Annotated in this window: 13 protein-coding genes; 7 read left to right on the top strand and 6 right to left on the bottom strand. The window is 71.4% G+C overall.

Annotation, left to right across the window (positions count from 1 at the left end; translation table 11 throughout):
- Positions 1-498, top strand: a 498-nt coding sequence (locus tag ACLFRB_RS07255; RefSeq protein ID WP_411068344.1) for an MBL fold metallo-hydrolase, incomplete at its 5' end; no start/stop codon positions are given.
- Between the two features lie 64 nt (positions 499-562).
- Here the strand turns inward: ACLFRB_RS07255 and ACLFRB_RS07250 are convergent.
- Both ACLFRB_RS07250 and ACLFRB_RS07245 read right to left on the bottom strand, forming a co-directional pair.
- Positions 563-1,795: a ribonuclease H-like domain-containing protein gene (locus ACLFRB_RS07250; RefSeq protein ID WP_411068343.1), complete on the bottom strand. Its 1,233-nt coding sequence runs from the start codon at positions 1,793-1,795 to the stop codon at positions 563-565.
- On the bottom strand, positions 1,792-4,242 hold the full coding sequence (locus ACLFRB_RS07245) for a DEAD/DEAH box helicase (protein ID WP_411068342.1): 2,451 nt from the start codon (positions 4,240-4,242) through the stop codon (positions 1,792-1,794). The genes ACLFRB_RS07250 and ACLFRB_RS07245 overlap by 4 nt, the downstream gene beginning before the upstream one ends.
- A gap of 65 nt (positions 4,243-4,307) precedes the next feature.
- On the opposite strand from ACLFRB_RS07245, the gene lexA reads away from it, so the two are divergent.
- On the top strand, positions 4,308-4,910 hold the full coding sequence (gene lexA / locus ACLFRB_RS07240) for a transcriptional repressor LexA (protein WP_411068341.1): 603 nt from the start codon (positions 4,308-4,310) through the stop codon (positions 4,908-4,910).
- Here the strand turns inward: lexA and ACLFRB_RS07235 are convergent.
- Complete coding sequence (locus tag ACLFRB_RS07235; RefSeq protein ID WP_411068340.1) at positions 4,901-5,170, bottom strand: hypothetical protein; 270 nt, start codon at positions 5,168-5,170, stop codon at positions 4,901-4,903. The genes lexA and ACLFRB_RS07235 overlap by 10 nt on opposite strands.
- Before the next feature lie 357 nt (positions 5,171-5,527).
- Here ACLFRB_RS07235 and moaA point away from each other — a divergent pair, with 357 nt between their 5' ends.
- The 3 genes from moaA to ACLFRB_RS07220 all read left to right on the top strand — a co-directional run bounded on the left by moaA (position 5,528) and on the right by ACLFRB_RS07220 (position 7,895).
- On the top strand, positions 5,528-6,610 hold the full coding sequence (moaA, locus tag ACLFRB_RS07230) for a GTP 3',8-cyclase MoaA (RefSeq protein ID WP_411068339.1): 1,083 nt from the start codon (positions 5,528-5,530) through the stop codon (positions 6,608-6,610).
- A gap of 15 nt (positions 6,611-6,625) precedes the next feature.
- Positions 6,626-7,243, top strand: coding sequence for an alpha/beta family hydrolase (locus ACLFRB_RS07225; RefSeq protein ID WP_411068346.1), 618 nt, complete (start codon positions 6,626-6,628; stop codon positions 7,241-7,243).
- 262 nt (positions 7,244-7,505) lie between these two features.
- Complete coding sequence (locus ACLFRB_RS07220; RefSeq protein WP_411068338.1) at positions 7,506-7,895, top strand: MbcA/ParS/Xre antitoxin family protein; 390 nt, start codon at positions 7,506-7,508, stop codon at positions 7,893-7,895.
- Here ACLFRB_RS07220 and ACLFRB_RS07215 read toward each other — a convergent pair.
- The 3 genes from ACLFRB_RS07215 to ACLFRB_RS07205 form a co-directional block, all read right to left on the bottom strand.
- Complete coding sequence (locus tag ACLFRB_RS07215) at positions 7,888-9,177, bottom strand: FGGY-family carbohydrate kinase (protein WP_411068337.1); 1,290 nt, start codon at positions 9,175-9,177, stop codon at positions 7,888-7,890. The genes ACLFRB_RS07220 and ACLFRB_RS07215 overlap by 8 nt on opposite strands.
- Positions 9,174-10,241, bottom strand: a complete 1,068-nt coding sequence (locus tag ACLFRB_RS07210) for an AI-2E family transporter (RefSeq protein WP_411068336.1) — start codon at positions 10,239-10,241, stop codon at positions 9,174-9,176. The genes ACLFRB_RS07215 and ACLFRB_RS07210 overlap by 4 nt, the downstream gene beginning before the upstream one ends.
- 140 nt (positions 10,242-10,381) lie before the next feature.
- A complete protein-coding gene (locus ACLFRB_RS07205) occupies positions 10,382-10,774 on the bottom strand; it encodes a hypothetical protein (RefSeq protein ID WP_411068335.1) in 393 nt (130 codons plus the stop codon).
- Between the two features lie 102 nt (positions 10,775-10,876).
- Here ACLFRB_RS07205 and ACLFRB_RS07200 point away from each other — a divergent pair, with 102 nt between their 5' ends.
- The gene (locus tag ACLFRB_RS07200) at positions 10,877-11,377 is read left to right on the top strand and encodes an NUDIX hydrolase (protein WP_411068334.1); all 501 of its coding nucleotides are present in this window, start codon (positions 10,877-10,879) and stop codon (positions 11,375-11,377) included.
- A gap of 2 nt (positions 11,378-11,379) precedes the next feature.
- Positions 11,380-11,583, top strand: a complete 204-nt coding sequence (locus ACLFRB_RS07195; protein WP_411068333.1) for a hypothetical protein — start codon at positions 11,380-11,382, stop codon at positions 11,581-11,583.
- The last annotated feature ends 13 nt before the right edge of the window (positions 11,584-11,596 follow it).

Below are 11,596 nucleotides of genomic sequence, written 5' to 3'. Positions count from 1 at the left end.
CTGCCCTGCACGGAGGTGGGCGTCGACGAGGACCACCCCTTCGAGATGGACGACATCCGCGTGGAGGCCCTGCACACCCCGGGCCACACCGACAACCATATGGCCTACACGGTGGGGGAACGGGCGCTAACCGGGGACGCCCTGCTGATCGACGGCTGCGGCCGCACGGACTTTCAGAACGGGGATGCCTCCAGTCTGTACCACAGCATCCACGGCAAACTGTTCACCCTGCCCGATGACATCCTGGTCCACCCCGGGCACGACTACCATGGTCGCTGGGTGTCCACCATCGGCCAGGAGAAGGGCCGCAACCCGCGCCTGGGGCAGGGCCGGAGCGAGGCGGAGTTCCTGGAGATCATGAACAACCTCGGCCTGCCCTACCCCAAATTCATCGATCATGCGGTACCGGGGAACCAGGCGTGCGGAGAGTGCCCGCCGGACATCCCGGAGCACCTGCAGAAGTACTGCGGAGACATGGAAGAGAGCCCGCAGGGCTGACCGATTCCTTCCCGGGCGCGGGAAGCCGAGGAGGCGGCCGGACCGGGCCTCCCCCAAGGCCTTCCTATGCGCAGGGACCGGGCTCCGCCGGGCCGCTGCCCCGCTTGCCCCGCAGGCGGGCCAGCCGCCGCTCCCCCTCCGGCGTCCCTCCCAGCGGCGCCGCCCAGGCCAGTGCCGTCTCCACGTCGCCGGCGACGTGCTCCCAGTACTTGGCCAGCCGCTCCCGTGAGTCCCGGCAACCCCGGACCGCCAGGTCCTCCCAGATGGCCAGCGCCTTCGTCCACGCCCCACGCCGGCGGTACAGCCGGGCCAGCTCCCGCAGGCCCTCGGCGTCGAGGTGCTCCCGGTTGGCCGCGAGCACCTTGCGGGCCCGCGCCTCCTCTCCAAACCGGTAGTGGGCGCGGGCCACGCCCAGCACATCACCGCCCCATGGCCCGGGCTTGGCGTGAATGCGGTCCAGGGTCGGCACCAGGGCCGCCAGGGCCAGCAGGTCGCGCTCGTTGTGCCGCACCACCGCCGGCAGGCGGCCCGCGTCGCCGGCATGGAGGAAGTCGAGCCAGGCCTGGGGCGCCTCAGCGCCGGGGAGGTCGTCGGGCCGCGTAACGCCGAGCAGCCGCTGCTCGGCGGTGGCCAGCCGGCAGTCGGGGAAGCGGTGGCCGAACAGGCGGCGGAAGGGGTAGAGCAGGTCCAGGTGGGCCCGCCCGGCCAGGGGATCGGGGCACCCGGCAAGCCGGCAGCGGGTGGTGAGCAACGGCAGGTCGAACCGCTTGCCGTTGAAGGTGACCAGGTGGTCGCCCTCCCCCACCCAGTCGGCCAGCGCCGCCAGCAGGGCGGCCTCCCCCTGGAACCGGGTGAGCAGGAGCTGGCGCTGCAGCAGGGCGTCGCCGTCCACGCGGGCCAGCCCCACCAGAAAGGCCACGGTGCCGGTGCCGCCGGCCAGGCCCGTGGTCTCCGTGTCCAGGAACACCGCCCGCTCCGGGACCAGGCCGGTGGCCTCGGGAAGGGCCTCCCGAGCCCTTGCGGCCCCGGTCAACAGCGCCCCCTCGTAGCCCTCGGCCAGGGGTGTGCGCCGATCGCGCACCAGCACGCCCTCGGCCAGGGGCTCGGCGCCGATGCGCTCCGCCAGCTCCCCGGGATCCAGCTTCTCCCGGGACGGGCGGCGGGCGCCGCCGGCGCGCTGCACCCGCTCGGCCAGGCGGGGGCCGGCGGGCTCGGGCCGGGCATCCGACGCAGGCGCATCCGGGCGCTGCCCGGTCTGGCGCCGCAGGTCGGCGAGTCGGCCCTTGAGGCGGCTCATGGGGCTCCTCCCAGAAGTTCCAGAACCTTTGCCGCCGCCCCCTTGGGCGAGAAGCCCCGCTCGGCGTCGGAGGCGAGGATGGGCCCCACGCAGGCCGGGCAGCCGTGGGCGCAGTCGCAGGCCGCCACCAGCTGCCGCGCTTGTTGGACTATGGCCTCGCGCTGGTCGAACAGGGGCGCGGAGAGGCCCACGCCGCCGGGGTAGTTGTCGTAGAGGAACAGGGCGGGCACGAAGCGGCCCTGGGCCTCCGGGTCGCCGCTTCGCGCCGCCCCGAGGTCTTTTGTTTCCGGCGAAACTGAGCCGGGGTCGCCTTCGGAGCCGTCGAAGTGCTTGATCTGGCCGCGGCCGCTCGCACCCACGGTGGCGAACCACTCGGCGTCGCCGTCGCCCACGGCCCGGCCCAGGTCGCCCGGCTCGCACATGGCGCGCAGCGCGGCCACGTGGTGCATGGTGTAGGCGGCCCCCAGGAAGCCGTCCAGGGCCTGCTGCCCGCCGGGGAAGCTGGCCTCCAGCACGCCCGATCCGAGCTGCCACCACACGGCGGTGGTGTGCATCTCCTGATCGGGCAGGTGGATGTCGCCGAAGCCGATGTTCTCGTGGGTGTAGTAGCGGATCTTCTTGTAGCCGGCGGTACGGCGCACGAGGTGGACCTCGCCGTTGGCGGCCTCGCCGCGGCCCTGCCCCACCCGCTCGAAATCCTCGAGGATCTTGAGGCGGATGTAGTCGATGGCGTCGGTGTAGTAGTCCGCCTTGGTCCGGCGCACGTAGGCCTTGCGCCCCTCCCAGTCCAGGGTCTCCACCTGGTAGGGCTGGGCCTGGATCATGTAGATGGCGCCCTCGTAGATGGTCATGGGGGCGCTGGCAAAGTCCACCTCGGCGACGATGGTCTGGCCGCCGTCCGTGATGTCCACCACCACGAAGTTGCCCTCCGCCACCGAGCGCAGGGAGACGCTGTTGGCGGGGTAGCTGTCCGCCACCCAGTGCCAGCGGTCGCCCTCGCCGTGGACGATGCCCTCCTCCGCGAAGTACTCCAGCATCTCGCCCAGGTCCTCGCCGCCGAAGGCCTCGCCCTCGCGGAAGGGCAGCTCGAAGGCGGCGCAGCGCACGTGGTCGAGCAGGATCAGCAACTGGTCGGGATCACAGCGGGCGTGCTCCGGGGAGCCGCCCAGGAAGAAGTCCGGATTGCGCACCACGTACTGGTCCAGCGGCAGGCTGGAGGCCACCACCACGCCCAGGGCGGCGCGCTCGCGGCGCCCGGCACGCCCGAGGCGCTGCCAGGTGCCGGCGATGGTGCCGGGGTAGCCGTTCAGCACGCACACGTCCAGCGCCCCGATGTCCACACCCAGCTCCAGGGCCGAGGTGGCCACCACGCAGTCCAGGTCGCCGCCGCGCAGGCTGCGCTCCGTGGCGCGCCGTTCGGTGGGCAGATAGCCGCCGCGGTAGGCGGCAACCCGCTGCGGCCGGCGCGGATCGGCATCGAAGACGTCCTTCAGGTACTTGGTGAGCACCTCCACCATGAGCCGCGAGCGCGCGAACAGGATGCTCTTCAGCCCGGCGCGCACGGCGGTGCGCACGATGCGGGTGGTCTGGGAGCGCGCCGAGGCGCGCAGCCCCAGATCGGCGTTGACCACCGGCGGGTTCCACAGCAGCAGGTGCTTCTCCCCCGCCGGGGCGCCGCTCTCGGTGACGGCGGCCACCTCGTCCTCCACGAGCTGACCGGCCAGCTCCGCCGGATTGGCGATGGTGGCCGAGGACAGGATGAACACCGGATCGGTGCCGTAGAACCGGCACACCCGCCGCAGCCGGCGCAGCACATTGGCCATGTGCGCGCCGAGCACGCCGCGGTAGGTGTGCATCTCGTCGATGACCACGTAGCGCAGCGACTCGAAGAACTGCGCCCACTTGGTGTGGTGCGGCAGCACCCCCTGGTGCAGCATGTCCGGATTGGAGACCACGATGTCACCGCGGGTGCGCACCGCCTTGCGCGCGTCCCCCGGGGTGTCGCCGTCGAAGGTGTAGGCCCGCACTCCCAGGTCGCCGGCCCCGTTGAGCTCCGTGACCTCGGCCACCTGGTCCTGGGACAGCGCCTTGGTGGGGAACAGGTAGAGGGCCTTCGCGCCCTCGGCAAGGACGTCGTGCAGCACCGGCAGGTTGTAGCACAGGGTCTTGCCGGAGGCGGTGGGCGTCACCACCACCGTGTGGCGCCCGGCGCGCACCCGCTCCCAGGCTGCTCGCTGGTGGCTATAGAGGGCGGCCACGCCCCGCTTCTCCAGGGCCGCCCGCAGGCGGGGATCCAGATCCTCGGGGAAGGAGGCGTAGGCGCCCTCCCGCGCCGGGATGACCCGGCGCCCCGTGATCCGCCCGCCGTACTTGGCCGTCAGCCGTTCGGCGAAGGCGCGCACGGGGTCTTCGGGGGCAAGGTCAAGTGCTTGGATGGTTTCGGCCACGGGGGTGTTCTCGTTACGTTCTCCGTATGCGATACTAGCGGCAAAACCATCCAGGGACAAGCGCCATGGACACCCCGCTGACCCGCCGCCAACGCGAGATCCACGACTACCTCCGGGCCCACGCCGACGAACCGCCGCCCAGCCTGGACGAGCTGGCCCAGGCCCTCGGCATGCGCTCCCGGGGCTCCCTGCATCGCCACATCCAGGCCCTGGTGGATGCGGGGCTGGTGGAGCCCATGGACGGCAAGAAACGGGGCGTGCGGCTGACGGCCGGGGAGGCCGACAACGACGACGAGCTGCCGCTGCTGGGCCGGATCGCCGCCGGCCAGCCCATCGCCGCCCTGCCCCAGCCGGAGACCTTCGAGGTCCCCACCCAGCTGCGCCGGGACCGGCCCTGCTACGTCCTGGAGGTGGACGGCGACTCCATGATCGACGAGGGCATCTTCGACGGCGATTGGGTGGTGGTGGAGCAGCGCGACCGCGCCGACAACGGCGAGCTGGTGGTGGCCCTGATCAACGGCGAGGAGGCCACCTTGAAGCGCATCGAGCAGCGCCCCGACCGGGTGATCCTCCACCCCGCCAACGCCGACCACGCCCCGCAGGAGTATGCCCCGGAGCAGGTAACGATCCAGGGCGTGGTGGTCAGCCAGATGCGGCGCTACTTCTGAGGAGGCGGGGCCAGGGGGGAGCGCCAGGAGGCGGCCCGGTCGTAAGCGGCCATGGCGATCACTGCGGTGTTCAGGCCCTGGATGAAGGCGGTGATGGACTCGCCGCTGTGCATGGCTGCGGCGAGCAGCCCATAGACCCCGCGCGCCATCTCGAAGAACGCCATGCCCCCCATGGCCACCGCGGCGAACAGGAAGAAGGCGGAGAATCCCGCAACCGCGAGAGCACGCAGGAGCTCGGAACGGACGAGAGGGCCGGGCAAGAGGAAACTCCACATCGTAAGGCCTCCAATGGCATGGGTGGGACTTCTGCACGGCCCCTATTGCAAGGAGCGCGCCAGTTTCGTTTCCCCTTCCGGGCCCACGGGATAGGCATCCCCCTGCCGATGCGCCGTCTCCGTTCCCCGACGCCCGCCCGGCCCGGTCGCGGCCGGCTGCGGCACGGCAAGCCCTTTCCCTATTCCCGGCCGCCACATACAGGGTTTTCCCGGATGTCTGCCCGTAGCGACAGCCTGAGCCCCCGGAGCGCCCGCCCCTCCAGCGGGGAATAAGGGCATTCCCTACCCGACGGGGTAGTTTGACGCCGGTGGCCGGCTGCACTAGGGTTGGAATCGTCTGAAATGGCTGAGAATGCCTCTCAAGTATTCGGCCGCCGCCCCTTTCGGACTACGCCCCTGCAACGGAACCCGACCGCAATGACCACCCGCGACGCCCTGCACCGCCCGCTCCGGGACCTCCGCATCTCCGTCACCGACCGCTGCAACTTCCGGTGCGTCTACTGCATGCCCAAGGAGATGTTCGGCTCCAACCACGCCTTCCTGCCCCGGGCCGAGATCCTCTCCTTCGAGGAAATCGCGCGGCTGGCCCGGGTGTTCGCCGGCCTGGGCGTCAACAAGCTCCGCATCACCGGGGGCGAGCCGCTGGTCCGCCACGACATGGAGGAGCTGGTGGGCATGCTCGCCGCGGTGGAGGGCATCGAGGACATCACCCTGACCACCAACGCATCCCTGCTGCCCGGCAAGGCGGAGGCCCTGCGGAAGGCGGGACTGAACCGCGTCACGGTGAGCCTGGACGCCATCGACGATGGGGTGTTCCGCCGCATCAACGACGTGGACTACCCGGTGGATCGGGTGCTGGAGGGCATCGACGCCGCCGCGGAGGCCGGCCTGGGGCCCGTCAAGGTGAACATGGTGGTCAAGCGCGGCATGAACGAGGACCAGATCCTCCCCATGGCCCGCCACTTCCGGGACACGGGCCACATCCTGCGCTTCATCGAGTTCATGGACGTGGGCAACAGCAACGGCTGGCGCATGGACGACGTGGTCACCGCCGCCCAGATCCGCGACGCCCTGGACGCGGAATGGCCCATCGAGCCCCTGGACCCGAACTATCCCGGCGAGGTGGCCAGCCGCTACCGCTACGCCGACGGCGCCGGCGAGGTGGGCATCATCTCCTCGGTGACCGAGCCCTTCTGCAGCTCCTGCACCCGCGCCCGCCTCTCCGCCCAGGGCGAGCTCTACACCTGCCTGTTCGGCGCACGGGGCCACGATCTCCGCGCCCTCCTGCGCGGCGGGGCCTCCGACGCGGAGATCGGCGAGCTCCTGGAGGCCCTGTGGTCCGGCCGCGCGGACCGCTACTCCGAGCTGCGCACCGAGGAGACCGTTTCCCGGCCCAAGGTGGAAATGTCCCACATCGGCGGATAGGCGGTCGTGCGAGCCATGCCCTACCTCTTCGACGGCCCCGAGACCGCCCCGCTCACCCTGGCCCTCGCCCACGGCGCCGGCGCGCCCATGGACACCCCCTTCATGGACACCGTGGCCAGCTCCCTGGGGGAACGGGGCTGGCGGGTGGCCCGCTTCGAGTTCCCCTACATGGTCCGGCGGCGGGAGGACGGCGGGAAGCGCCCCCCCGACCGCCAGCCCGTCCTCCTGGACACCTGGCGGGCGGTGATCGCGGAGCTCGGCTCCGAGAGGCTGGTGATCGGGGGCAAGTCCATGGGCGGCCGCATGGCCAGCCTGGTGGCGGACGAGGCGGGGGTGGCGGGCCTGGTGTGCCTGGGCTACCCCTTCCACCCGCCCGGCAAGCCCGAGCACACCCGCATCGACCACCTCGGGGCCCTGGCCGCCCCCACCCTCATCGTGCAGGGCACCCGGGACCCCTTCGGCAAGCCCGAGGAAGTGGCGGGCTACCCCCTGTCCCCGGCCATCCGGGTCCACTGGACCGAGGACGGCGACCACGACCTGGCGCCCCGCAAGCGCTCGGGCCGGACCCCCGAACAGAACATGGCCGAGGCGGTGGACGCCGTGGACGCCTTCCTGCGGGCCCGCCTCGCCTAGCAGGCCCCGGTCGGGTCGCCTGGTTGGTCTTCCCCAGGCCGACGGAGCTACCGTGGGAGCGGCTTCCAGCCGCGACCAGGGGAGCGGCCTCGCCGATCGCGACCGATGGTCGCTCCCACCAGGAGCTCGGCCTCCTGGCGGGGACCCGGAGGGAATCCCGCGGGCCCCGCGTTGCCGAAGAACCGGGGCGCCGTGGCCGGAGTGATCCGGCAGGGTCTTGCGTGGTAAGTTGTATTACTTAAACATCTTATAAGGAGGGGCTATGTCCCCGCCGCCGGTCTCCGAGCCCACCGAGCGGAGCTACCTGGCCTACAACGTCACCACGCTGTTCAAGCGCTGGGGATTGGAGGATGCGCAGCAGACCGCCCTGCTCGGCCTGCCCCGACGGGAGAAGAAGCAGCTGGAGCGGTTCCGCAAGGGCGCGCCCCTGCCCGAGGAGCCCGAGGTCCTGGGCCGGGCCAGCGGCCTGCTGGCCGTCAACCAGCGCCTGGCGGACCGCTTCCCCGCCGACGATCCGCGGGTCTATACCTGGGTGGTGACGCCGGAGGAGGGCCTGGAGGGCCGGCGTCCCCTGGACGTGATGCTGGAGGACGGCGTCCCCGGCATCCGCCGGGTCCTGGAGCACCTGGACGAGGCCCCTTCGCTCAGCTGAGCCTGCCCGCAGCGAGGCGGGCCGCGCCGCAGGCCGCTTCGCCGTTCTCGGCCGCCGCCACGGCCACGCCCAGCAGGTCGGCCCGGATGCGGGTCCAGGCGGCATTGGCGGCCCCGCCCCCAACCGTCCGGACGGAGCCTGGATAGGGGGCACCCAGCTCGGCGAGCCGCCGGTAGCCCCGCGCCTCGATGGCGGCGATCCCCTCCAGCAGGCCCTGCAGGAATTCCGCCCGATCCGCGGGGCGCGGCTCGAGGCGCGGCGCCAGCTCCGGATCGTTGTCGGGAAAGCGCTCGCCGGTCTCCGGCAGAGGCAGATAGTCGAGGCCGGTGGGCCGTTCGGGATGCAGACGCGGGGTCAGCTCGGCCAGCTCGGCGTCCGTGAAGAACCGCCGCAGCACCGCCCCGCCGCTGTTGGAGGCCCCGCCCGCCAGCCAGCGCTGCCCCAGGCGGTGGCTGTACACTCCGTATTCCGGGGCGAACACCGGTCGCTCCGCCACCACCTTGAGGGCGAGGGTGGAGCCCAGGGAGGTCACCGCCTCTCCCACCCCCCCGGCCCCGGTGGCCAGGAAGCCGGCGATGCTGTCCGTGGTGCCCGCCTGCACCGGGATCCCCGCGGCAAGGCCCATGCGCTCCGCCGGTTCGGTGGCCAGGGTCCCCACCCGGCTCCCCGGTGCCACCACCTCGGGGAGCAGATCCCCGGGAACCAGCTCCCTCATCCAATCGGGCCACCCCCGGCCCACGGGGTCGTAGCCCAGCTTGAGGGCGTTGTTCTCGTCGCTCACCCCGAAGGCGCCAGTGAGGCGGCCCGTCAGCCAATCGGCCGCATGCAGGGCGTGGCCGGCTCTCTCCCCCTCCCCCTGCCCCAGCAGATGGAGGAGCTTGGCCAGGCTGCTGTTCGCCCCGTGAGCACCGCTTTCCGCCGGGGCGGCGCGGGCGATGGCCTCCGCCGCCGCGGTGGCCCGACGGTCGTCGTACATGACCGCCGGACCCAGCGGCCGGCCCGCCCGATCGGCCAGCAGCAGGGTCCCCGAGGTGGAATCGAGCGCCAGCCCCCGCACCGGCGCCTCCGGCAGGCCCGCGGCCAGCCTCGCGGCGGCCGCCACCAACGCCTCCCACCAGGCCTCCGGATCCTGCTCGTGGCGGCCATCGCCGCGCACCCCCGCCGGCAGGTCCACCACCTCCTGGCCCCGCAGGCCCCCCTGGTCGTCCAGGGCGCACACCCGCACCCCGGAGGTGCCCACATCGGCCCCCAGGTACAGGGCGTGCGGCTCTTGTTCCGTCATTCCCCGGTTGCCTCCTCCTGATAGAGCCGGCTGTCCAGATAGCGCTCGTGGGCGTGACGCACGAACACGGCGATGACGGCCGCCACCGGCAGCGACAGCAGCACGCCCACGAAGCCGAACAGCTGCCCTCCGGCCAGTACGGCGAAGATCACGGCCACCGGGTGGAGGCCGATGCGGTCCCCCACCAGGAGGGGCTGCAGCACCACGCTCTCCAGCACCTGCCCCACCAGGAACACCGCCAGCACCCAGACCAGGTCGAGGGGAGCGCCCGTCTGCACCACCATGGCCGCCCCCGCCAGGATCACCCCCAGGATGAAGCCCAGATAGGGCACGAAGCTAACCAGCCCGGCGATCAGGCCCACCAGGAAGGCCAGCTGGAGCCCCGCGATCCAGAGGCCCACCGAATAGACCAGGCCCAGGGCCAGCATGACCAGGAACTGCCCGCGCAGAAAGCCAGCAAGCACCTCGTCCGATTCGCGTACCAGCCGGGAAACGGTCTCCACCCGGGAGCGTGGCAGCAGGTCGTGGAGCCCCGCCACCAGTCGGTCCCAGTCGCGCAGCAGATAGAAGGTCACCACCGGTATCAGGACCAGGTTCGCCGACCAGCCCACCACGGCCAGGCCCGAGCGGGACACGGTGCCCGCCAGCGCGGCCGCCAGCCCTCCCGCCTCCTGCCAATGCTCCTTGAGGGACTCCTTCAAGGCCTCCAGGGAGGCGCCGTCGGCCTCCAGACTCAGGTTCGCGGCGAGGAACGGCAACAGGGTGTCCTGGAGCCAGCCGAGATAGTGGGGAAGCTGCCGAATGAGGGCCCGGATCTGATTGTCCAGCAGGGGAATGAGTAGCAGGAACAGCGCCAACAGCGCCGCCAGAAGCACCAGGAAGACCGTCCCTACCGCCGCGGTACGGGGCATGCCGCGGGCTTCGAAACGATCCACCAGGGGATCCCCGAGATAGGCCAGCAGGGCGGCCACCAGGAAGGGGGTGAGGACGGGTGCCAGCAGGTAGAGCAGCCAAGCGGCTCCGGCCGCTCCAGCCAGGAGCAGCCACTTCTGGGTATCGGTCATCCGGGGCTCCAGGTGGTTGGAAGCCGAAGTCGGGGCGGCATCTTACCGCGACTCCCCCCACCGGAGGCACCCCCGTGCGGCTATACCCGGACGGGGGATGCACCCGGAAAACGACTAGGACCGTCCGGCCGGAAGCGGGCTCAGAAGCAGCTCACCACCTCGGCGCTCTCGCCGTCCATCCGGGCCTCCTCCCGTTCCGGCCGCACCGTCCAGCGCGCTTCGGTCGTGCCCGATCTTTCATCGTTGTAGTGGAGGGTCAGGAGGTACTCCCCAGTTCCGCCCTCCTCCACCTCCCAGCGCTCGAACTCCAGCCCCATGTAGCGGCTGCCGAAGAGCTCGTCCAGGTTGTCCCGGAGAACGCTGGTGGTCAGGTCACATTGGCGGCTGAAATCCTTGTCCAGCAGGAATTCAAAGGCTCGCGCGGCATCGGGGTTCTCGGGAGCCTCCGTATAGGGGGCGGCGACCGCCGCCCTTCCGGAGGCCATCAGGAGGATTAGTATCGAAAGAGGAAGGAGGGAAGGTTGCTTGGACATAGCTCAACTCCATGACCCCCCTTCGGATTTTTGCGGATCGCCCCCATCCCCGTTCGGGGAATTCCGGGGCTCACACCGCCCTTTCCGCAATATAGGCAGGAAATGAAAGAAAAGACAACGCCCAAGCAGGGAGAGAACCGTGCTCCCCGGCCGGGGGTACTGGCGGTGGTTTGGAAAGACGATCGGATCCTGCTGGTCCGGCGTCGGGATCCGCCCCAGCCCGGATACTGGGGATTCCCGGGTGGCCGCCTGGAATGGGGCGAGACGATCCTGGAAGCGGCGCGCCGGGAGCTCCGGGAGGAGACAGGGGTAGAGGCCGTGCCCAGGGAGGCCTTCGGGGCTGTGGACGTCCACGACCGCGACGAGGCGGGGAACCTGCGCTACCATTACGCACTGATCGCCGTTCGCCTGGACTGCCGGAAGGGGAGCCCCCGGGCCGGGGACGACGCCCGGGCGGCGGAATGGTTCTCTCCTCGCGCGCTGCCGGAGCCCCTCTCGCCGGGTGTGGGAGACCTTTTGCGCCGGAGCCGGGACCTCGGACGGCGCGCGGCGGACCGGACGGCCACGGACCCTGCACACCGCCCCCACCGCGACGGAGGATGAGGATGGCGACCCTGAACGACCTGGACGAGGTACTGCGGGAGACGGTGGAACGGCTGGCCGCCCTCGGGGAGGGGGACTCCGAGGTCACGGACCGGTACCTGAAAAAGGCGCTGGCCCAGGTGAGCACCCTGCGCACCAACCTCGCCCTGGAGGCCGGCAGCCGCACCCGACCGCCCGGCGGCCACTCCGGCGATCCCTCCTCCTGAGGGGAAGGATCGC

Origin of the sequence: Thiohalorhabdus sp. (assembly GCF_046545655.1) — a bacterium.
In the GTDB taxonomy this organism is placed as follows: domain Bacteria; phylum Pseudomonadota; class Gammaproteobacteria; order Thiohalorhabdales; family Thiohalorhabdaceae; genus Thiohalorhabdus.
Note: the sequence above shows the minus strand (reverse complement) of the source record. Positions and strands in the feature narration are given on the sequence as shown.

Coding starts and splice junctions, on each gene's coding strand:
- moaA (WP_411068339.1), top strand. CDS start 5,528: ATGGCTGAGAATGCCTCTCAAGTATTCGGCCGCCGCCCCTTTCGGACT.
- ACLFRB_RS07210 (WP_411068336.1), bottom strand. CDS start 10,241: ATGACCGATACCCAGAAGTGGCTGCTCCTGGCTGGAGCGGCCGGAGCC.
- ACLFRB_RS07215 (WP_411068337.1), bottom strand. CDS start 9,177: ATGACGGAACAAGAGCCGCACGCCCTGTACCTGGGGGCCGATGTGGGC.
- ACLFRB_RS07220 (WP_411068338.1), top strand. CDS start 7,506: ATGTCCCCGCCGCCGGTCTCCGAGCCCACCGAGCGGAGCTACCTGGCC.
- ACLFRB_RS07250 (WP_411068343.1), bottom strand. CDS start 1,795: ATGAGCCGCCTCAAGGGCCGACTCGCCGACCTGCGGCGCCAGACCGGG.
- ACLFRB_RS07200 (WP_411068334.1), top strand. CDS start 10,877: ATGAAAGAAAAGACAACGCCCAAGCAGGGAGAGAACCGTGCTCCCCGG.
- ACLFRB_RS07225 (WP_411068346.1), top strand. CDS start 6,626: ATGCCCTACCTCTTCGACGGCCCCGAGACCGCCCCGCTCACCCTGGCC.
- ACLFRB_RS07205 (WP_411068335.1), bottom strand. CDS start 10,774: ATGTCCAAGCAACCTTCCCTCCTTCCTCTTTCGATACTAATCCTCCTG.
- ACLFRB_RS07195 (WP_411068333.1), top strand. CDS start 11,380: ATGGCGACCCTGAACGACCTGGACGAGGTACTGCGGGAGACGGTGGAA.
- lexA (WP_411068341.1), top strand. CDS start 4,308: ATGGACACCCCGCTGACCCGCCGCCAACGCGAGATCCACGACTACCTC.